General features: G+C 68.2%; 14 protein-coding genes. 3 read left to right on the top strand and 11 right to left on the bottom strand.

The window, feature by feature from the left end; all coding sequences use genetic code 11:
- Positions 1–3: 3 nt before the first annotated feature.
- The 4 genes from AAF604_21040 to AAF604_21025 all read right to left on the bottom strand — a co-directional run bounded on the left by AAF604_21040 (position 4) and on the right by AAF604_21025 (position 4,885).
- Positions 4–897 carry a DUF58 domain-containing protein gene (locus tag AAF604_21040; protein MEM7052166.1) on the bottom strand — a complete coding sequence of 298 codons (894 nt, stop codon included), beginning with the start codon at positions 895–897 and terminating at the stop codon, positions 4–6.
- Positions 897–1,886, bottom strand: a complete 990-nt coding sequence (locus tag AAF604_21035; protein ID MEM7052165.1) for a MoxR family ATPase — start codon at positions 1,884–1,886, stop codon at positions 897–899. Before AAF604_21035 ends, AAF604_21040 begins: the two co-directional genes overlap by 1 nt.
- Before the next feature lie 64 nt (positions 1,887–1,950).
- On the bottom strand, positions 1,951–3,396 hold the full coding sequence (locus AAF604_21030) for a TlpA disulfide reductase family protein (GenBank protein MEM7052164.1): 1,446 nt from the start codon (positions 3,394–3,396) through the stop codon (positions 1,951–1,953).
- Positions 3,397–3,709: 313 nt separating this feature from the next.
- The gene (locus AAF604_21025; protein ID MEM7052163.1) at positions 3,710–4,885 is read right to left on the bottom strand and encodes a VCBS repeat-containing protein; all 1,176 of its coding nucleotides are present in this window, start codon (positions 4,883–4,885) and stop codon (positions 3,710–3,712) included.
- A gap of 168 nt (positions 4,886–5,053) precedes the next feature.
- Here AAF604_21025 and AAF604_21020 point away from each other — a divergent pair, with 168 nt between their 5' ends.
- Positions 5,054–5,503 (top strand): nuclear transport factor 2 family protein, encoded by a 450-nt coding sequence (locus AAF604_21020; GenBank protein MEM7052162.1) that lies wholly within the window; start codon positions 5,054–5,056, stop codon positions 5,501–5,503.
- 56 nt (positions 5,504–5,559) lie between these two features.
- Positions 5,560–6,150 carry a DUF2239 family protein gene (locus tag AAF604_21015; GenBank protein ID MEM7052161.1) on the top strand — a complete coding sequence of 197 codons (591 nt, stop codon included), beginning with the start codon at positions 5,560–5,562 and terminating at the stop codon, positions 6,148–6,150.
- A gap of 114 nt (positions 6,151–6,264) precedes the next feature.
- Here the strand turns inward: AAF604_21015 and AAF604_21010 are convergent, their stop codons facing one another.
- The 7 genes from AAF604_21010 to AAF604_20980 form a co-directional block, all read right to left on the bottom strand.
- Positions 6,265–6,837 carry a hypothetical protein gene (locus AAF604_21010; GenBank protein MEM7052160.1) on the bottom strand — a complete coding sequence of 191 codons (573 nt, stop codon included), beginning with the start codon at positions 6,835–6,837 and terminating at the stop codon, positions 6,265–6,267.
- A 465-nt stretch (positions 6,838–7,302) separates the two neighbouring features.
- Positions 7,303–8,079, bottom strand: a complete 777-nt coding sequence (locus AAF604_21005; protein ID MEM7052159.1) for an IPTL-CTERM sorting domain-containing protein — start codon at positions 8,077–8,079, stop codon at positions 7,303–7,305.
- Between the two features lie 68 nt (positions 8,080–8,147).
- Positions 8,148–14,087, bottom strand: a complete 5,940-nt coding sequence (locus AAF604_21000) for a CHRD domain-containing protein (protein MEM7052158.1) — start codon at positions 14,085–14,087, stop codon at positions 8,148–8,150.
- 164 nt (positions 14,088–14,251) lie between these two features.
- Complete coding sequence (ggt, locus tag AAF604_20995; protein ID MEM7052157.1) at positions 14,252–16,003, bottom strand: gamma-glutamyltransferase; 1,752 nt, start codon at positions 16,001–16,003, stop codon at positions 14,252–14,254.
- A 55-nt stretch (positions 16,004–16,058) separates the two neighbouring features.
- Positions 16,059–17,492 carry an NAD(P)(+) transhydrogenase (Re/Si-specific) subunit beta gene (locus AAF604_20990; protein ID MEM7052156.1) on the bottom strand — a complete coding sequence of 478 codons (1,434 nt, stop codon included), beginning with the start codon at positions 17,490–17,492 and terminating at the stop codon, positions 16,059–16,061.
- Between the two features lie 5 nt (positions 17,493–17,497).
- Positions 17,498–17,785, bottom strand: coding sequence for an NAD(P) transhydrogenase subunit alpha (locus AAF604_20985; protein MEM7052155.1), 288 nt, complete (start codon positions 17,783–17,785; stop codon positions 17,498–17,500).
- On the bottom strand, positions 17,785–18,909 hold the full coding sequence (locus tag AAF604_20980; GenBank protein MEM7052154.1) for a Re/Si-specific NAD(P)(+) transhydrogenase subunit alpha: 1,125 nt from the start codon (positions 18,907–18,909) through the stop codon (positions 17,785–17,787). The genes AAF604_20985 and AAF604_20980 overlap by 1 nt, the downstream gene beginning before the upstream one ends.
- A 525-nt stretch (positions 18,910–19,434) precedes the next feature.
- On the opposite strand from AAF604_20980, the gene AAF604_20975 reads away from it, so the two are divergent.
- Positions 19,435–20,367: asparagine synthase-related protein (locus tag AAF604_20975; protein ID MEM7052153.1), on the top strand; the 933-nt coding region annotated here is incomplete at its 3' end.

Here is a 20,367-nt window from a genome sequence, read left to right as displayed (position 1 = left end):
GTCTCAGCGCCTCCGCTCGCGGGCCCGGAAGTAGCGGATCAGGGCATCGGCGGCCGGCTCGTCGGTCCACAGCGGCAGCTCGCCGACGCCGGCGGAGCGAAACAGATCCGAGCGCTGGGAGCGGTCGTCGTCGCCGAGGACGACGAAGCCGCGGGTGATGTTGCGGTCGTAGGTGTCGATCAGCAGGGTCTCACCGGTTTCGGCGTCCTCGAGCTCGATCAGACCGACCGACGGCAGCTCCGCCTCGCGGCGATCGGCCACCGTCACGGCGGTGAGGTCGTGGCGCTGCGCCGCGATCCGCAGGCGGTCCTCGAAACCGTCGTCGAGGAAGTCCGAGATGACGAAGCCGACCACCCGCCGTGGCGTCACCTTGCTGAGGAACTCGAGGGCGCCGTCGAGGTCCGTCGAGCGTCGGCTGGGGCGGAAGGTGAGGATCTCGCGGATCACCCGCCAGACGTGGGCGCGCCCCTTCTTGGGCGGGATGTAGCGCTCGATGCGGTCCGAGAAGATGATCAGGCCGACGCGGTCGTTGCTCTGGATGGCGGTGTAGGCGAGCATCGCCGCGACCTCGGCGGCGACCTCGTTCTTGAGCTTGTCGCCGCTGCCGAAGGCCCCCGACGAGCTGACGTCGACGATCAGCATGACGGTGAGCTCGCGCTCCTCGCGGTGTTCTTTGACGAAGGGCGTGCCGGTGCGGGCGGTGACGTTCCAGTCGATGTGCCGGATGTCGTCGCCGGGCTGGTACTCGCGCACCTCCTCGAACTCCATGCCGCGGCCCTTGAAGGCGCTCTCGTACTCGCCGGCCATCGCTTCCGTCACCAGGCGCTGGGTGCGGATCTGGATGCCTTTGATTTTCTGGAAGAGCTCCGGGTCGAGGGTTTCCTGCGTCGCGCTCATCAGGGGACGTCGACGGTGTTGAAGATTTCCTGGATGAGGTCGTCGGAGGTGCGGTCCTGGGCCTCGGCCTCGTAGGAGATCAGTACGCGGTGGCGCAGCACGTCGGGGCCAATGGTCTTGACGTCCTGGGGGGTGACGTAGCCGCGACCGGCGAGGAAGGCGTGCACCTTGGCCGCCCGCGCCAGGAAGATGGTGGCGCGCGGCGAAGCGCCGAAGTCGATCATGCGCTCGAGCTGCGGCAGGCGGTAGGCGCCCGGCTCGCGGGTGGCGAAGACGATATCGACGATGTAGTCCTCGATCTTCTCGTCGAGGTAGATCTGGTCGGCGAGATCGCGCATCGCCTTGATGTCGTCCGGCGTCAGCACCGGCTCGATGGTGGGCTGGTGGCGGCTCGCCATGCGCCGCAGGATCTCCTTCTCTTCCTGCTTGTCCGGGTAACCCACCTGGAGCTTGAGCATGACGCGGTCGACCTGGGCTTCCGGCAGCGGGTAGGTGCCCTCCTGCTCGATCGGGTTCTGGGTGGCCAGCACCAGGAAGGGATCGGACAGCGGGTAGGTTTCCTCGCCGAGGGTCACCTGGCGCTCCTGCATCGCTTCGAGGAGGGCGCTCTGCACCTTGGCCGGGGCGCGGTTGATCTCGTCGGCGAGCAGCAGATTGGTGAACAGCGGACCCTTCTTGACCACGAAGTCGTGGCTCTGGGGGCGGTAGATCTCGGTGCCCATGAGGTCCGCCGGCAGCAGGTCGGGGGTGAACTGGATGCGGGCGAAGCCGGTGCGCACCGCCTGGGCGACGGTCTTGATGGCGGTGGTCTTGGCGAGACCCGGAATGCCCTCGAGGAGGATGTGGCCATCGGCGATGAGCGCCATCAGCAGGCGGTCGATCATGTAGCGCTGCCCAACGATGACCTTGCCGACCTCTTCCCGTAGGCGGTCGATCTGGGAGCTCTGGGCGGCGATCTCTGGAGTCAGCTCTTCGGCCGTGACGGTCATCTTCCCTCTCTCCTTCAAAAGCAAGAAACGCAGCCGGACACGTACGGTTCCTGAGCCGGTCGGGCTAGGAGCCGACGTTCTCCGGGGTCATGGGGTTGCGAGATTCCATGGATTGGCGCGAATCGGGGCGCAGCCGAATCGACCGTCGCTCGGCGGCGCGCTCATCGGGCCGGTGCTCGCGCAGCAGCAGCTCGACCCGCCGCTCGAGGCGCTCGAGCTCTTCGCGACTCGGTCGGTAGCCACCGTAGCGCGCCTTGTCGAGGGTGTCGACGAGATCGGTGGTGTCTTGCGGGTCGAGCTCGCGGGCCAGCTCGGCGAGCGCCAGGAAGGCCTTGCGCGGCTCTCCCTGGAGGCGATGGCGGCGGGCTTCGGCGACGGTCTCCTCCCAGCCGGCGAGCTGCGGCGGCGCTTCGACCTGGGCGATCTTCTTGCGCCGGCGGCCGAGGCCGACCAGGGCGAGGCCGGCGAGCAGGCCGGCGACGGCGGCGCCGGTGCCGGCCACCATCACGGTGCGCGGCTTGAAGCCGGCGAAGGTGGCGTCCTCCACCTCGACCACCGGACCGGCGAGGCGTGACGACACCTGCTGCGATTCGAAGCGCGGTGTGTAGAGCAGCTCGACCGGATCGAGGGCGAAGCGGCCGGTGGCTTCCGCCACCAGCGGCATCGAGTAGGTGATGACGTTGCGACCGGCGCGGCTGGTGGTCTCGGCGCGGGTGTTGCCGCTGGCTCGCACTCCTTCCGGCAGGGCGACCCGGGGGGGATGGAGCAGGTACTCGTCGAAGGTCCCGGACCAGCGGATCTCAATGGTCAGCTCGAAGATCTTGCCGGGCCGTGGAGTGGCCGACGAGAGCTGCACGACGGCGGTCGGCGGCGTCACCTCGGAGGGCAAGTCGACGGGGCCCGAGGCGGTCTGCCAGGCGGACTCGGTGGCGGCGTCCGGGGGCATGATCGTCGCCGCCTGGGAGAGCATCGGCCCGAGGGCCTCCCAGTCACGGGCGCCCCGCGAAACGCCGACGATGCGGCCGGCGGGATCGATTAGATAGGTCAGCGGGATGCTGGTGGCGCGGTAGGTGCTGCCGGCTTGACCGTTCTCGTCCCAGAGCACCGGGAAGGTCACTCCCATCTGGTTGAGAAAGTGTGGCAGCGGGGCCTTGGAATCGTCGATCGAGACGCCCAGAACGGTGATTCCCTCGGCGGCCTTGGCCTGATGCAGGCGCTCGAGGGTCGGCATCTCGTGGCGGCAGGGGCCGCACCAGGTGGCGAAGAAGGTCAGGACAACCCAGGTGCCGCGGGCATCGGAGAGAGCGCGGCGGCTCCCGGACAAGTCCGGGAGCTCGAAATCTGCCGCTGGAGACGCGGGTTCGACGGGCCGGATACCGTGCTGCTGAAACAGCGCCGGTAGCGTGTCTCCGGACACCGTCGTGGCCAAACATCCCGCGCCCAGCAAGACACCGACGGCCAAAAGGCGGGCGCGCCGGGAAAGGACGTCGTTGGGTTGATTCCTGGACATCGTCTTCTTCTCTTCGACCGCCAACGCCACTTCGCGCCAGATTGACGCCCTGGCATCCGCCTTGGCGTCGTTCCGGGACTCGCGGCCCGGCGGTTGATATGCCGAGAAGGCCAGCAACTTCGGACTTCTCTCGCTCCCGGGGGAGCCGTGGCGAGAGAGTCTTCAGCAAGCAGCGTGCCGGGTCGGAGGCGGACGGTCCGAAGGGTCTTCGCTCGGCGCTTGCCGAGCGGCCTTGCTGGGTCGCGGGCCGTGGTGTTCGCAGGGCTGGCCAACGGCCGAGCCACGATCCTGAAGCGAGAGACTGCTGCCCGGGTCACGGCGGTGCGGGGCGGTTGAGGTAGACACGGTTGGGAGCTCCGGAGTTGGCTTCCACGATGTCCGGGAAGCCGTCGCCGTCGAGGTCGCCGATGGCGAGGCCGTAGGTGTCGAGCTCTTCGGTGCCGAGCGATTGGGAGGTGAAGCGCCGCGCGCCGCCTTGGTTGAGGTAGACGGTGTTGACCTGTCCGCTGTTGCCGACAGCGATGTCGAGATCGCCATCGCGATCGAAGTCCGCCAGCCGCACGCAGTAGCTTGCGCCGTCCTGGCGGCCGTAGCTCACCCGGCGATCGAAGGCGCCTCGCCCGTTGCCGAAGTAGACGCCGTTCGGCTGGCCGATGTTGGCGGTCACCAGGTCGAGATGGCCATCGCCATCGAGGTCGCCCACCGCCACTCCGCGGGTCTCGTCATCGCCCTCGCCGTAGGGCCTGCGGTCGCCAAAGGCTCCGCCTTCGCCCTGCAGCAGCACCGCATTGGCCTGGCCATCGCGGTTGGCGAGGGCGAGGTCGAGGCGCCCGTCCTCATCGAAGTCCCCGGTGGCCACGGCAATGGTGGCGCTCTGCAGGTCCCCGAAGGACGGTCCCGCCTCGAACTGGCCGGTGCCATCGTTGAGGAAAACGGCGTTCGCCTCACGACGGTTGGTGACCAGGAGGTCCGGATCGCCGTCGCCGTCGAGGTCGGCCACGGTCACGCCGCGGGTATTGGCGTCGGGCCGGCCAAAAGTGCCGGCCTCGAGGAATCGCCCGCTGCCGTCGTTGAGCAGCAGCGGTTTGGGCGCGCGGTCGTTGGCGACCGCCACGTCGAGGTCGCCGTCGCCATCCAGGTCGACCAGCGGTGCCGCGTAGCTGGTGGCGCGATCCACTCCGACCTGGCGTGCCGAGGTGAACAGCCCGCGGCCGTTGTTGAAGAACAGCAGGTTGGCCTGGGCCCAGTGCCGGCCGTTGGCGACCAGGGCGTCGAGGTCGCCATCGCCATCGACGTCGCCGAGAGAGACGCCGGCACTGAGATCGCTGTCGAGACCGAGGACCAGATTGGCGCGCGAAACGAACCGGCGCTCTGGGGCGGAATCGTCGGCTACCACCGGGGAGCCCGTGAGGCATACGGTGAGACCGAGGAGGAGTCCCATCGAAGAGGGCGACCGGGTGAATCGCCGGGGATTGCTTGCAGAAGCCATGGCGCAGTCTACGCCGGCGGGCCGATGAAGTTTTCGGCGGGCCCGTTTTGGCCCGCGACGGCCCGCCGGCGGCGGAAAATCTCGAACGTCCTTCGACAGCTGTCGTAGAGTGGTGGTAGCGACAGTCATTTTCGACAACCACACCAGAGAGGGCGGAGGAAGCCTGCCATGACGCTGAAACGAATCATCCCCTTCCTGCTATTGCTGGCCGTAGCGCTACCGCTGTCGGCGGACGATGCCGCCGTTGCCGAGATCAAGGAGCTGATCGAGAAGAGCTACATCCACGGAGCCTTCAACGAGCTCGACCCGGAGGCCATGGAGCGCGGCTTCCACCCGGACTTCGCCATCTTCTCGGCCCGCGGTGACGAGCTGCGGCGCTTCGAGATCGCCGACTGGGTGGCCGGCACCGCCGAGCGCAAGGCCAGCCCCGAGTTCGATCCGTCGAAGAACGTCTGGCAGCACCGCTTCGTCTCGGTCGACGTCACCGGCAACGCCGCCGCCGTCAAGATCGAGCTGTCGAAGGACGGCAAGCTGATCTACACGGACTATCTGTCGGTGCTCAACTACGACAGCGGTTGGCGCATCTCGGCCAAGGTCTACCACCGGCATCCGGAGTGAGCCGGCAGGGTCGGCGTTGTTTTTCGCCTCGGGGTGTCCCGGCTTCGGGAGAGTCGATGGCTAGCGGAGAAGAGCCGACCCTCGTCGCCTTTGCGGCAGGGCGGCTGGTCGCCCGCGGTACACCGGCCGAGGTGGCGCTCACCCTCAAGCGTCTGACGGACGAGGGCGATCCTGGAGCCCTGCTGGTTTTCGATGCGAAGACCAGCAGGCCTTTCGAGCTCGATCTGCGGGGCAGCGAGGATCTCGTCGCGTGGCGCCATGGTCCGCCTGCGCGAGCGGCGGTGGCGGACCCGGGAGCGAAGAAGGTCCGGGCCGTCGCTGGCGAGGTCCGGCTGCTCGGGCGCCACTGGTCGTGGCTCGCCGAGCAACCCGGTGGCGCCTCCGCTACCCTGCGCCGGCTGGTGGAGGCGGCGCGCCGTGACCCCACCGGAGAGGTGGCGCGACGCCACTCTCAGGAGTCCGCCTACCGCTTCATGTCCGTCATCGCCGGGGACGAGGTTGGCTTCGAAGAGGCGACTCGCGCCCTCTTCGCGGGCGATGTGCCGCACTTCGAAGCCCACACCAAAACCTGGCCGCCGGATGTTCGGCAACACACCCGCGAGCTGGCCTCGGCGGCCCTGGCCGACGGTGCCGAGAAAGCCGACTGATGCGAGCCGAGGTGCTTGCGAACGGATCTGGAGAGCAAATCGGGTGAGCTTGGGCCCCAACGGATGTAAGCGCAGCTCCCGAGGCCTGGGAGCGTCCGCGAACGAAGAGGTGGCTCAGCCGCCGGATTCTTCGGTGGGCTCGGCGCCTGGAATCTGCACCAAACCGAGGGCGCTCAGGGCCTGCTCCCGGCGCGCCTGGGTGCTGCCGGGAGAGGGCGGGTAGACGTAGGTGATGGTGAGAACGCGGTCGGTCTCCGGGTCCGGGTGGCTGGCGAAGATCTTGGTCTCTTCGAGCTCGTTGCCGTCGTCGCCGGTGAATCGGCCGCGGGTGATGAAGGCCGGTCCGATGTGGCTGCCGAGCTCGAGCTGGCCGAGGAAGTCGCCCCCGGGGCGGCTGTCGAGGTCCGCCTCCTGGCCCTTGACGTACTCGACCAGATTGAGGCTGATCTCGTCCTCTCCGACCGCGAAGGCGAGGCTGGCGGCGGGCGATTCGTCGTCACCGGGCCAGCGCAGGCGAAGGTCTTCGGCGGCGTTGGTCTCGACTTCGAAGCCGGCCGACGAGGGAGCGTCGAGCACCAGATCGAGGGCGGTGTTGGCGATCGGCTCGGCCGGCGGCTGCAGGGCGGCGGGGCCGCCGCAGGCGGCGAGCAGGGTCAACAGGGCAGCAATCAGAACCAGTCTCGGCATGGTGATCTCCTCTCGTACGGGCGGGGATTGTACCCCGCCCGTCGTGTTTCAGGGGGGCTAGAGGCGCCCCCCTCGAGCCTGCGCGGCCCGGCGACGCACATGTCGTTCGCTCTCACCCCAATCCAGGGCGGCCCCGTCCTCGGCGCCGAAGGCGCCGCCTCGCGCTTCTGCGCTCGGGAGCCGTCTGCTTTTCTAGCAGACGGCCTGCTTGCTTCTGTCGAATGATCGAGGGCTAAAGGCGCTCCCCTCAAGCCTGCACGGCCCGGCGACGCACGTGTCGTGCGGCCCCCGTCCTCGGCGGCTTGGGCCGCCGAGGTCGCCCTGATCGGGCTCGGAGTCGCTTGCCAACCAATGGCCTCCGCCGGCTGACCCGAAGAACTCTGAAAAGTCCATTGGGCGTTCGCCCCAGGCCGAGTAGGCTGGCGAAGCCTTGGGGCCCCAGGAGGCTGTTGCCGGGCGATTTCTTCAGCGTCGCAGCAGGCCCCAGCCGAACCAGGCGAGCAAGCCGCCGAGCAACAGCAGTCCGAGGTTGCCGAGGGCCGGCACCTGGACGGCGGACGGCTGCGAGACTCGCGCCCGAATCATCCAGTTGCCGGCGACGACATCGTCGATGCGGTCGATCGAGCCGTCCGGCGGCAGCGTGGGCTGTGCCGGTGGGTCGCCGCTCCACAAGGCGAACCAGGAGCGTTCCTGGCTGACGGTGGTGTCGAGGGCGGCCGGTGAGGTCGGGCCGTCGTTGCCGCTGTTGGTGAAGCGGTTGATCACGCCGACCAGCAGATCGCTGTCGCCGGGGACGATGATCGGGGGATCGATGGGGTAGACGGAGAAGGTCCCGTCGAGGCTCTGGACGATCTCCGGAAGGTTGCTCAACAGGGTGGCGCCGTTGCTCGGATCGCCGTCCGCGTCGACGTAGACGGCGAGCTCGATGGCGGCTCCAACGGCGAGGTTGTCGCCGCTCGGGAAGAGCACCTGGATCTCCTCGACCTGGGCGAGGCCCGGTGGTAGGGAGAAGCGATTGAACCAGAGGAACTGGCGGGCGGCGCCGACACCGACGCCGAAGGTGCCCTCGGCGGTGCCATCGTCGACCTGCAGAACTCCGGGCGCGGCGCCGTCCCCGGGGCCGAAGGGGGCGAGGGTCGGCGTGTAGCGCAAGGGATCGGCAGCCCAAGCCGCCAGCGGTAGGAAGGCGGCGATCAGCAAGGCGGGCAGCAGCCGGCGACGGACGACGGTGGCTCGAGACATGGCGCTCTCCCTCCGGGGGGTCGAGATGGCGATCAATCGGTTGTTCTTCACGCTTCGGCGATAGCGGCTCACGGAGCACCTCCGACGGTCGCCGACCAGCGCGAGGTGTCCCCGGATTCGAAGCCGTCGGCGAAGATCACCGTCGAATCCACTCGCAGGGACAGGAAGTCGAGGTTGGCGTCGAAGGCGTCCCCGGCCGGTGTGCTCAGCAGCACCGTGCACTGGGCCGAGCGGGCCGCCGTCGGTGGCGTCACTTCGGACGACACCTCCAGCCAGTTGCCGGCGGAGTCCTCGGCGATGGCCGCGGCGACGCTCGAATCGAGCAGCGTCCCGCTACAGCCGTTGCCTTCGAAGAAGGCGCAGCCTCGTGCCACCCCGAGGACGGTCGTCGGAGCGACCGCCAGGCGTAGGCGAGCCCGCAGCTGGTGGACCGCACCGGCGGCCGCCAGCTCGACACACTGGCCGATCTGGAACTCGCTGCTGGCGGTGAGATTGCTGATCGCCGCCGAGCCCGATTGGTCCGAGCCCTCGAAGTCGTCGGCGCTCCAGGCGATCTCCGCCGGATTGGTGCTGGTCAGGGTCCAACCGGCGAGATCGCAGTCGAAGTGACCGTTGGCGAAGCGGTTGCCGGTATCGATCCGGAAGCCGCGCGCGAAGTCGTCACCGCCGTTGCCGTCGGCATCGCCGTCGAGGGCGTTGCCGGCGGGATCGGTCAGCGTGCTGCACGCCAGCAGGCGGTAGAGATCGTCACCCAGCGCCGTGCCATAGGAGACCTCGGCGGTGAGGGTGTTGTCGTCGTAACTCACCGACACGGGTGACAGCCAGAGGTCGTCGCCGGTTGCCGGGCCACAGGCGACGGTGTCGAAGCTGCGATCCGCGCCGGCGGCGAGGAGCCGGTAGTTGTCCGGGTTGGTGACGTCCTGCGGGTCACTGTCGCCGGTCGGGTCCGCCATCGCCTCGCTGAAGGTGATACGCAGCCGGTCGATGGCGACGGTGGCCGTCTCGCACTCGTCGAGGCTGCCGTCGCCGGTGTCACCGACGGAGCTCAGGACGCTGACCGTCGGCGCCTCGAGGTCGAGACTGGTCTCCTCCTGATCGCTGTTGTCGGCGCTGTTCGGGTCCGGGTCGTCACTGGTCACGGAGGCGGTGTTGAGCACCGTCGAATCCGGCGGCGAGCTCAAGGTGACCACGAACTCGAGGGCCTCGGTGGCGCCGGCGGCGATGGTGCCGAAGTCGCAGGTGACGACGCCGGCGGCCTCCGTGCAGGTGGCCGACGAGTCGAACACCAGGCCGGTCGGCAGGGTGTCCGTGGCGATCACGTTGCGGGCCTCCGACGGGCCGGCGTTGGTCACCTCCAGGGTGTAGGAGAAGGTGTTGCCGGGCACCGGATCGACGGAGTCGCTCTTGCTCAGCGAGAGATCGGCTTCGGTGGCGACGGTGGTGGACTCGACGACGTTGGTGTCGTCCGCTCCGGGGTCCGGATCGGTCGTCGACGAGGTCACCGAGACGGTGTTGGTGAGGCTCCCGGTGGTGTCCGGGTCGACCGTCACGGCGACCGTGATCGGCGGCGCGTTGCCGACCGCCAGGCCGGCGCGGCTGCAGGTGACGACGCCGGCCGCCTGGCCGCAGCTCCAGCCGGTGCCGCTGGCGCTCTGGAAGGTGGTCCCGGCGGGCAGCGTGTCGCCGACGGTCACCGTTTCGAGGTCATCGGACGGGCCGACGTTGGCGACCGTCAGGGTATAGCTCAAGGGGTTGCCGGCCGTCACCGGATCGGGGTTGTCGACCTGGGTGATCTCGAGATCCGCCTGGCGCGACACGGTGGTGGTGATCTCCGCCGTGTCGTTGCTGTTGTCGGGATCGGTTTCGACACCGGTCACGGTCGCCCGGTTGATCAGCGGGCCGACGGTGGAGGCCTCTACCTGAACCGTGAAGGGGACGCTTTGGGAGGCACCTGGTGCCAGCGACCCGATGGCGCAGGTGACGGTGCCAGCGGCATCGCCGCAGCCGTCCGGCGACGAAACGAAGGAGGTGCCGGCGGGCAACGGATCACTGACAGTGGCGCCGTCGGAGGTCGAGGGGCCATCGTTGGTGACGGTCAGGGTGTAGGTGAGCTCTTGGCCGGCAACCACCGGGTCGACGGAGCTCGCCTTGTCGAGGCGCAGGTCTGCCCGCTGCTCGACCGGGGTGATGACGCTACTTTCGTCATTGCTAGAGACGGGGTCGTTTTCGTTTCCGCTGACCACTGCTTGGTTGGTGATCGACGATTCGATGCCCGGATCGACAGCGACTCGGAAAGTGACGGTCCGGCTTGCGCCGGCGGCGAGGGCACCGACGGGACAGGAAACGATGCCGCCGGCCTCGGTGCAGCCGTCCGTCGACGAGGCGAAGCTGGTACCTGCTGGCAAGGGATCGCCCACCACGACACCGGTGGCGTCCGAGGGACCGTTGTTGGTCACCGCCAACAGATAGCCGATCTCGCCGCCGGCGACGGCGGTGCCGAGATCGTCGTCCTTGCTCAAGGCGAGGTCGGCGCTGGCCGTGACCGCGGTGGCCTCGGTGGCGCTGTCGTTGCCGCTCGTTGGATCGCTTTCGTTGGCGGTTACGGTGGCGGTGTTGCTCAGGCTGCCGGTGACGCTGGCGCCGATGGTGACGGTGAAGGCGACACTGGTCGAAGCGCCGCTGGCGAGGGCGCCGACGGGACAGGTGACGGTGCCGCCGGCTTCGCCGCAGCCGTCCGGCGACGACACGAAGGTCGTGCCCGCCGGCAGCGGATCGGAGATGGTGGCGCCGCTCGAGTCGGACGGGCCATTGTTGGTCACCGTCAGGGTGTAGGTCAGGTTCTGGCCGGCGATCGCCGGATCGGCCGAGTCTGCCTTGGTCAGGGCGAGGTCCGTCGCGGCGGTCACCGTCGTGCCGGTGACGGCGGCGGCGCCGCGCAGCTCACCGGCCGGCAGGCTGGCCTCGTTGGGCTCCTCCGTCGCCGAGGTGACGAAGGCGAGATTGTCGAGGCTCTGGCCGGCACCGTTGCTGGCGACCCCGGCGACCAGCGACACGCTGGTGTCGGCGCTGGCGGCGAGGCTGCCGAGGGCGCAAACCACCGGCATGGCGCTCGCCACCGCCGGCGTGCCGGCGATCTCGCCGGCCGGGTTGGCGCTGGTGTCGATCCGCAGGCGATAGCTGTTGGCCACCTGCAGGGCGTCGGCCTGTGCCTGGGTGAGCTGGATGCGGCCGGTGATCGGCGAGGAGTCGTCGAAGGTCGGTGGCGCGCCGCCGTAGAGACTCTGCACCAGCGTGCCGTCGGCGAGGCGCAGGCTGGCGCCGGTCAAGGTGCCCGAGATGCCGGAAGCGGCGAGGGCGAAGCGCAGCTCGTTGCTCGTCGTGTCGAGCACCAGGCTGGCGAGGCCGGTGGCGGCGCTGCCGCTCATCGGCGTCGTCTGGGAGCCGTCGAGGCTGGCCGTCAAGCCGACCAGGCCTGCCGGCTGGGTGCATCGGCTGTCCGAGGCGGGGCCATCGAACGCGATGCCGGCGGGCAGGAGGTCGTAGAGGACGACGCTGTCGGCCGTGCTCGGTCCGGCGTTGCGGGCCGTCAGGGAGAAGGACAGGTCGTTGCCGGCGATCACCGGATCCGGGCTGTCGCTCTTGGTGAGCTCGAGCTCGGCGAGGGCCGTCAGGGTGACGGTGTCGGAGCAGTCGTTGTTGCTCTCGTCGAGCTCGGCGTCCTCGTTGCCGGGGTCGGCGCGACAGAGCTCACCGCTGCGCGGATTGGCGAAGACGCCCTCCGCCGTCGGCGTCGCCGCGAAGGTCACCGTGAAGCCGCCGCCGGGGGCGATGGTGACGTTGGTGTTGGCCTCGCACGACAGGCGGAAGCTCTGGATCTGGCAGCCGAAGGTGCCGGTGACGCCGCTCTGGCCCGACACGCTGGGCGAGCCATAGGTGATGTCGCTGTCCGGCAGCTCGTCGCGCAGCAGGTCGAAGCTGCTGGCGATGAAGTAATCGGCGCTGCCGTTGTTGGTGACCGTGATCGACCAGTCGAAGGCAACGCCGACGGTGCCGATGCCGGCGGTGTCGTTGCTCTTGCTGGCGACCAGATCCGGCGAGCCGGCGACCACCACCGAGTCGGAGCAGGTGTTGTTGCTTTCGTCGCCCTCGGTGACGACGCCGGCCGGATCGACGGCGCAGCTACCGGCGGCGCGCGGATTGTCGAAGGTGCCGGTGGCCGAGGGAGTGGTGGCTATGTTGACGGTGAAGCCGCCGGCGGACGAGCTCAAGGTGACGTCGCCGCCGCTGGCGCTGCAGGTCAGGGTGTTGGTGGCGATGGCGCAGGCGACGGTACCGGAGCCGGAGAGGCCGGTTTGGCCCGAGAGGGTGGGCGTGCCGTAGCTCAGATCAGAAGCCGGCAGGTCGTCGCGCAGGATGACCTGGCCGCTGCTGAAGGTGGCGTCCGAGTCGCCGCCGTTGGCGACCAGCAGGGACCAGTTCCAGGCGCCGTCGGCGAGCTCGGTGGCGTCGCCGACGTCATTATTCTTGACCACCGTCAGGTCCGGTCCGGTGATGCCGGTGCCGACGGTGACGCTGTTCGAGCAGTCGTTGTTGCTCTCGTCGAGCTCGGCGTCCTCGTTGCCGGGATCGGCGCGGCAGAGCTGCCCGCTGCGCGGATTGTCGAGCACTCCGGCGGCCGTCGGCGTGGCCGCGAAGGTCACCGTGAAGCTGCCGCCGGGGGCGATGGTGACGTTGCTGTTGGCCTCGACGTTGAGGCGGAAGAGACCCGAATTTGAGGTGATGCTGGGCGAGAAACTGCCGGTGATCCCGCTCTGGGCGCTGATCGTCGGGGTGCCGTAGGAGACGTTGGTGGAAGGCAGCTCGTCGCGCAGCAGCGAGAAGCTGCTCGGTCCGAAGTAGTCGGCGCTGCCGCCATTGGTGACCGTGATCGACCAGTTGAAGGGGGTGCTGATGACGGCGTTGTCGGCGACGTCGTTGGTCTTGACGGCGGTGAGGTCCGGGGAGCCGGCGACGACCACCGTGTTGCTGCAGGCGTTGTTGCTCTCGTCGCCCTCGGAGATCAAACCATCGGGATCGGCGGCGCAGGTGCCGGCGGCGCGCGGATTGGCGTAGCTGCCGGTCGCCGTCGGGGTGGTGGGAACGGTCACCGTGAAGGCGCCGTTGGGGGCGGCGAGGGTGACGTTGCCGCCGTTGGCGCTGCAGGTCAGGGTGTTGGTGGCGATGGCGCAGGCGATCGAGCCCGAGCCGGAGATGCCGGTTTGGCCGGGGAGGCTCGGGGTGCCATAGGTCAGGCCGCTGGCTGGCAGGTCGTCGCGCAGGATGACCTGGCCATTGCTGAAGGTGGCGTCCGCGTCGCCGCCGTTGGCGACCTGCAGGGACCAGTCCCAGGCGCCGTTGGCGAGCTCGGTGGCGTCGCCGACGTCGTTGTTCTTGACCACCGTCAGGTCGGGACCGGTGACGCCGGTGCCGACCACCACCGAGTCGGAGCAGTCGTTGTTGCTCTCGTTCGACTCGCTGTCCTCGTTACCGGGATCGGCGCGACAGATTTGGCCGCTGCGCGGATTGTCGAAGGTACCGGCGGCGGAGGGGGTGGCGGTGACCGCGACGGTGAAGCTCCCGCCGGCGGCGATGGTGACGTTGGTGAAGCCGTCGCAGCTCAGGCGGAAGTTGCTCAACCGGCAGACGATGGTGCCGGTGACGCCGCTCTGGGCCGTGATGTTGGGGGAGCCGTAGGTGATGTTGGTGTTGGGCAGCTCATCGCGCAGCAGATCGAAGCTGCCGGCGATGAAGTAGTCGCTCGAGCCGATGTTGTCGACCTTGATGGTCCAGGTGAAGGGGGTGCCGACGACGCCGACGCTGCTGGTGTCGTTGGTCTTGGTGGCGATCAGGTCCGGCTGGGCGGAAACCGGGGCCGCCGTGATCGTGAGAGCGAGACAGACAAGGCAAAGCACGGACAATGCCGGGAGACGGGGCTCCGCGGCCAGACGGAGAACGGTACGCAAGCTCATGAGACCTCCAAGAATTCGATTGCCAGGCGGTCGGCGGGGGCCGAGCACAGACACCTAACCCGTCACAGCGACATCGCACCGTGGCTTCGGTCATGAGCCGAGAATTTTTGTCCGGAGGAGGACGGGCCGCTCACGAGCGCGGCTCGACGGCCTCTGAGGAGGCTTCAGGGACTGCGGTGGAGGACTCCCCCTTGGCCGGTGCTGCGGGGATCGGCGGCGGCTTCCAGCGTGCCGTCGGAGTGCATCGCCACGGCCTGCACCTTGGCGGCGTGCTCCACGATGACGACCCGGTGGCCGCGCTCTTCGAGGGCCTGGCGGACCTCCGGCGCCAGCCGTTGCGGTTCCGCCTGCAGCTCGTCCGGCAGCCACTGATGATGAATTCGGGGCCGGTCGACGGCGGTTTGGAGGGCATCGCCGTCGGCGATGTAGTTGAGCAGCACCTGCATGGTGTTCGAGGGAATCTTGGAGCCGCCGCGGCCGCCGAGAACGATCGCCCCGCCGGTCTCCTGCCAGGCGACGGTGGGCGTCATCGACGACAGCATGCGCTTGCCCGGGGCGACCGCATTGGCCTCGCCCTGAATCAGATTGTAGAGATTGGGTTGACCGACGGCGGTGGTGAAATCGTCCATCTCGTTGTTGAGGAAGAAGCCCGCCTCGGGTACCCAGACGCCGCAGCCGAAGAGGCCATTGAGGGTGGTGGTCAAGGCCACCAAGTTGCCGTCGCCATCGATCACCGAAAGATGGGTGGTGTCCTGCGGCTCGGTGGGCGGCGCGCTGTCGGACCAGTTGCCGACGGCGTTGGAAGACGTGGCGCTCTCGGGGTCGATTTCCTGGGCTCTGCGATCGAGCCAGGCGCTCGCCAGGAGCTGCTCGCCGCCGGCTTCGGAGGTCGCCGGATCGCCCATCAGCAGGCGGTCGGCGTAGGCCCGTCGCCAGGCCTCGGTCAGCAGGTGGGCGCGCTCGGTGCCGAAGCGCGGCTGCTCCTGCCAACCGCGACGTTCGAGCAGGGCGAAGGTCTGGGCGAGGAGCAGGCCGCCGGAGCTCGGCAGGTCCATCGAGGCGATCTTCCAGCCGAAGGCTTCGGTTTCGACGGGAGCCCTCCACACCGGCTCGTAGGCCGCCAGGTCCGCCGCCGTCAAGACGCCGCCGTACTGGCGCGAGGTGCGCTCGACGGCGGCCGCGATGGCCCCTGCCGTGAGCGCTGACGGACCCTGCTCGGCGTAGGCTCGCAGGGTGCTCTCGAGAGCGGGCTGACGCAGTCGCGTTCCGACCGCGGGCGGCTCTCCGTCCGGCAGCCAGAAGGCCGCCGTCTCCGGAAACCGCGACAGCATGGGCTGTTCTTCGGCGAGGACTGCGCGCAGATGTTCATCGACGATGATCCCATCCCTCGCCAGCTCGATGGCGGGGTCGACGACCTCGGGCCAAGGAAGTTTTCCGTAGCGCTGGTGGAGGGCCCAAAGGCCCTGCGGCGATCCCGGGACGCCGGCCGCCAGCGGACCGATCAGCGAAGCCTCGGGGCGGGCCGTGCCGTCGGCGTCGAGGTACATGTCGCGATGCGCCGCCGCCGGGGCGACCTCGCGGAAATCGAGACTGTTGCGCTCGTCGCCGATCTTGAGGACGGCGAAGCCACCGCCGCCGAGGTTGCCCGCTTCCGGGTAGGTGACGGCGAGGGCGAGGGCGGTGGCGACGGCGGCATCGACGGCGTTGCCGCCACTGGCCAGGATGGCGAGGCCGGCTTCGGTGGCCCGCGGCTCGGCCGAGGCAATGGCTCCGCCGGTGCTCTTTTGGGTGGTGGTTTCGGTCGCCGTTTCCTGCAGACAGCCGGAGGTGGCGACGATCAGAGTCAACGCGAAGACAAGGGCTGAGCCCGACCGCAGTCGCAGTCCCTTGGGGTTCCCGTAGTCGCCACTTCGCATCCTGTCGCCTCCTTGACGGGTCTCCGCCGGTTCTGGGTCGTGGTCCTCGACCGGCCTAGGCCTCCTTGAGCGCCGTCAGCATGTCCTGGAGCATCTTCTTGCCGTCGCCGAAGAGCATCATGGTGTTGTCGTACTCGAAGAGCTCGTTCTTGATGCCGGCGAAGCCCGGCGACAGGCTGCGCTTGATCACCATCACCGTCTGGGCATCGAAGACCTTGAGGATCGGCATGCCGTAGAGGGGGCTGCCGGGAGCGCTCTCGGCGGCCGGGTTGACGACGTCGTTGGCGCCCACCACGATCACCACGTCGGTCTCCTTGAACTGGGGATTGATGAGGTCCATTTCGAGGAGTTGCTCGTAGGGCACGTCGGCCTCGGCGAGGAGGACGTTCATGTGTCCGGGCATGCGACCGGCCACCGGGTGGATGCCGTAGGTGATCTGGGCGCCGCGCTTCTCGAGCTGATCGGCGAGCTCGCGCACGATGTGTTGGGCCTGCGCCACGGCCAGCCCGTAGCCCGGCACGATGGCCACGGTCTCGGCGCTTTCGAGCACCATGGCGGCGTCGTCGGCACCGTAGGAGCGCACGTTGGTGTACTCGTTCGAGCCGGCGGCGCCACCGGACTCTTCACCGCCGAAGCCGCCGAAGAGCACGTTGCCGAGGGTGCGGTTCATCGCCACGCACATGATCTGGGTGAGGATCAGGCCGGAGGCTCCGACCAGCGCGCCGCTGATGATCAGCAGGTTGTTGTTGAGCACGAAGCCGGTGGCCGAAGCGGCGAGGCCGGAGTAGGAGTTGAGTAGCGAGATCACCACCGGCATGTCGGCGCCGCCGATCGGGATCACCAGCAGGATGCCGAGAATCAAGCTGGCGACGGTGGCACCGATCACCAGGCCGGCCATCGAGGTCGGTGCGACGAAGAACAGGGCTCCGATACCGCAGCCGATGGCCGCCAGGGCGACCACGGCGTTGATCAGGTGGCGTCCGGGCAGCAGAATCGGCTGACCGGAGATGCGGCGGCCGAAGATCCAGCCGCGCAGCTTGAGATAGGCCACGATGCTGCCGGTCAGGGTGACGGCGCCGATCAGGATGGAGAGCACCGACGAGACCGCCGAGTCGGCTCCCAGCACGCCGGCGGCGGTGCCGTCGGCCCCCGGCTCGACGACCTGGAACCACAGATACGCGATGGCGACCAGGGCCGAGGCGGCGCCGCCGCAGCCGTTGAACAGGGCGACCATCTCGGGCATGGCGGTCATCTCGACCTTGATCGCCACGAAGGCGCCGATGGTGCCGCCGATCAGCAGGCCGAGGAGGATCCAGCGGTAGTCGATGGTGCCGAGCTCGATCAGCGTCGCGACGATCGCCAGCAGCATGGCGCCGGCGGCCATCAGATTGCCGCGGCGGGCGGTGCGGACCTTGGTCAGCCCCTTGATGCCGAAGATGAAAACGACGGCCGAGAGCAGGTAGAGGATCGGGACCAGAGTGGTGTCGATGGCGCTCATCGCTTCTTCTTCTGGCCGAACATCTTGAGCATGCGATCGGTGACCATGAAGCCGCCGACGACGTTCACCGAGGCCAAGGCGATGGCGCCGCAGCCGAGCACGCTACTGATCGCGACATGGCCGCTCTGGGCGGCGTAGAAGGCGCCGACGATGGTGATTCCGGAAATGGCGTTGGCGCCCGACATGAGCGGCGTGTGGAGTGTCGGCGGGACCTTGGTGATGATCTCGAAGCCGACGAAGATGGCCAGCACGAAGACATAGATACTGATCAGTAGTGGTCCCATCACTCCTCCATGGCGGCGGCGGTGGCAGCGTGGTGGACGGTGCCGCCACGGGTAAGCAGGGCTCCCGCCACCACGTCGTTGTTCTCGGGATCGAGGTCGAGGCCACCGTCGTCGTCGAGGACATCCTCGAGCAGGGCGAGGACGTTGCGGCCGTAGAGGGTGCTGGCATCCTGCGTCATGCCGGCCGGAAGGTTGGACGGTCCGAGGATGATCACCCCTTGGTGGACGACCTCCTCGTCGGCCTTCGAAAGCTCGCAGTTGCCGCCTTGGGAGACCGCCAGGTCGACGATCACCGAGCCCGGCTTCATGGCTTCGACCATCGCCGCCGGAACCAGCATTGGGGCGGGCTTGCCGGGAATCAGGGCGGTGGTGATGACGACGTCGGCGGCGGCGACGTGGCGGTGCACGATCTCGCGTTGGCGGCGCAGGAAGTCCTCCGTCATCTGCTTGGCGTAACCGCCCTCGCCTTCGCCACTCTCCGCCATCGGCAGCGGGATGAACTTGCCGCCGAGGGACTCGACCTGCTCTTGCACTACCGGCCGGATGTCCGAGACTTCGACCACCGCGCCGAGTCGCTTGGCGGTGGCGATGGCCTGCAGGCCGGCGACGCCGGCGCCCATGATCACCACCTTGGCGGGCTTGATGGTGCCGGCGGCGGTCATCAGCAAGGGAAAGTACTTGCCCAGACGGCTGGCGGCGATCAGCACCGCCCGATAGCCGGCGATGGAGGCCTGGGAGGACAGCGCATCCATGCTCTGGGCGCGGGTGATCCGAGGCACCAGCTCCATCGCCAGGCAATCGACCTTGCCGGCGACCAGGGCGCGCACCGCGTCGTGATTTTGGTGCGGTGTCATGAAGGAGATCAGCAGAGCGCCGGCCTTCATGCGCTCGATCTGGGCCGGTGAGGGCGCCGCGATGGTGGCGACGACATCGGCCGAGTCCCAGCCTTCGGCGATCTCGGCGCCGGCCTCGGTGTACTCCTGGTCGGGGAAAGCGGCACCCTCGCCGGCGCCGCCTTCGACCTCGACCTCGAGCCCCTTCTTGACCAGCTTGCGGACCGTTTCGGGGCTCAGAGCGACACGGCCATCGTCACTCCGACGCTCCCTGGGGACGAACAATTTCATGGTTCCCTGGGCTTTCGTTTCGAGAGTGGAAGTGCTTTCAGAGGGTTGAAAATCCTTCGGATCGTACTCGGCGGCAAGCAGAGACGCAACTGCTCACCGGTGTTCGCCCGGCCCGGCGGCGATGGCCACGGTGCTGCGCTGGCAATGACGAATCGCTGGCCCGGTCGGTGCGCCGGGGCGGGAGGGGAAGCGAGGACAAAAAAAGAGCGACCCTCTTTTCAGGAAGGTCGCTTTTAAATCGCCGTTGCGTCCTACGGACGTCGCGTGGTCCGTGGGCTGCGTGACGCTCCCTTCCTAGAGCAGGAGCCGTGCCAGCAGCCGATGCCGGCTCCGGCGTGAAGGTTGGATTTTTGTTTAAGTCTAATTAATTCAGCGACTTGCGGTTCTTATTGAGCAGCTTTTCCGGGGCCCCGATGGAATCTCATCGGGGCCTTCGAGGATGGGAAAATTCCCACCCCATGGAAAAATTCCGAGGTCTTCAGGTCCTATAATGCTGGCCTACGACCTGCGAATAGGAGACTCCCCATGGACCGACCCGTAGCGCGCTTGATCGATCTCGTCGACCCGGCGAGTCAGCAGCTTTTCGACCTCGAGGTGGAGGAAGCCCGTCGCCGAGTGCTGGCCGCCGATCCCGAGCAGGTTTTGGCCATCCGAGGCTCCTTCGCTCTGGTGGCGCGCGACGGCGAGGACGTGCGCTTGGCCCGCAGCCTCGACCGGCCGTTGCGCTACTTCCTGGCCAAAGAGGAAGCCGGCCCGATGCTGGTGGTGGCGGAGTCGATGCGCGAGATCCTCGAGTTCCTGCGCGGTGAGGGCTATGAGAAGCAGTTCCACCCGACCTACTGCCGGATGGTGCCGGCGCACCACGTTCTCTCCCTCAAGCTGATCGGCTGTCCCGATCCCAATCCCGTCCACCGGCGCTTCTTCGCGCCGCCGCGGGCGGTGATGGCGCCGGACCTCGAGGTCATCGGCGAGCGCTACATCGGAGCCCTCTACCAAGAGGTGCAAGACTGGCTCGAACGGGTGCCGGCGGAGGAGCCGTTGGGGGTTTCCTTCTCCGGTGGAATCGACAGCGGCAGCGTTCTGCTCGCCCTCTACCGGGCTCTGCTCGAGAGCGGCCAGAGCCCGGCTCGCCTCAAGGCCTTCGTGCTGTCGGTGGATGGCGGTGGCGAGGATGTCGCCCAGGCGCGCGAGTTCCTGCGCCGTCTCGATCTCGAGTTCCTCCTCGAGGCCATCGAGGTGGAGGCGGCGGACCTCGATCCCTTCGAGGCGGTGACCCTGATCGAAGACTACAAGCCCCTCGACGTCGAGTGCGCCGTGATGGGCATCAATCTCGCCCGCGGATTGCGTCGGCGTTATTCCGACTGGCGTTTCCTGGTGGATGGCGACGGCGGTGACGAGAACCTCAAGGACTATCCCATCGAGGACAACGAGGAGCTCACCATCCGCAGCGTGGTCAAC

The organism is Acidobacteriota bacterium (assembly GCA_039028635.1).
In the GTDB taxonomy this organism is placed as follows: Bacteria; Acidobacteriota; Thermoanaerobaculia; order Multivoradales; family JBCCEF01; genus JBCCEF01.
The sequence above is the reverse complement of the archived record's forward strand: the minus strand, read 5'-3'. Positions and strand labels throughout refer to the sequence as shown.

Bases quoted from the DNA above. Each gene is read 5' to 3' on its own strand.
- AAF604_21040 (MEM7052166.1), bottom strand. From the start codon at position 897: ATGAGCGCGACGCAGGAAACCCTCGACCCGGAGCTCTTCCAGAAAATC.
- AAF604_21035 (MEM7052165.1), bottom strand. From the start codon at position 1,886: ATGACCGTCACGGCCGAAGAGCTGACTCCAGAGATCGCCGCCCAGAGC.
- AAF604_21030 (MEM7052164.1), bottom strand. From the start codon at position 3,396: ATGTCCAGGAATCAACCCAACGACGTCCTTTCCCGGCGCGCCCGCCTT.
- AAF604_21025 (MEM7052163.1), bottom strand. From the start codon at position 4,885: ATGGCTTCTGCAAGCAATCCCCGGCGATTCACCCGGTCGCCCTCTTCG.
- AAF604_21020 (MEM7052162.1), top strand. From the start codon at position 5,054: ATGACGCTGAAACGAATCATCCCCTTCCTGCTATTGCTGGCCGTAGCG.
- AAF604_21015 (MEM7052161.1), top strand. From the start codon at position 5,560: ATGGCTAGCGGAGAAGAGCCGACCCTCGTCGCCTTTGCGGCAGGGCGG.
- AAF604_21010 (MEM7052160.1), bottom strand. From the start codon at position 6,837: ATGCCGAGACTGGTTCTGATTGCTGCCCTGTTGACCCTGCTCGCCGCC.
- AAF604_21005 (MEM7052159.1), bottom strand. From the start codon at position 8,079: ATGTCTCGAGCCACCGTCGTCCGTCGCCGGCTGCTGCCCGCCTTGCTG.
- AAF604_21000 (MEM7052158.1), bottom strand. From the start codon at position 14,087: ATGAGCTTGCGTACCGTTCTCCGTCTGGCCGCGGAGCCCCGTCTCCCG.
- ggt (MEM7052157.1), bottom strand. From the start codon at position 16,003: ATGCGAAGTGGCGACTACGGGAACCCCAAGGGACTGCGACTGCGGTCG.
- AAF604_20985 (MEM7052155.1), bottom strand. From the start codon at position 17,785: ATGGGACCACTACTGATCAGTATCTATGTCTTCGTGCTGGCCATCTTC.
- AAF604_20980 (MEM7052154.1), bottom strand. From the start codon at position 18,909: ATGAAATTGTTCGTCCCCAGGGAGCGTCGGAGTGACGATGGCCGTGTC.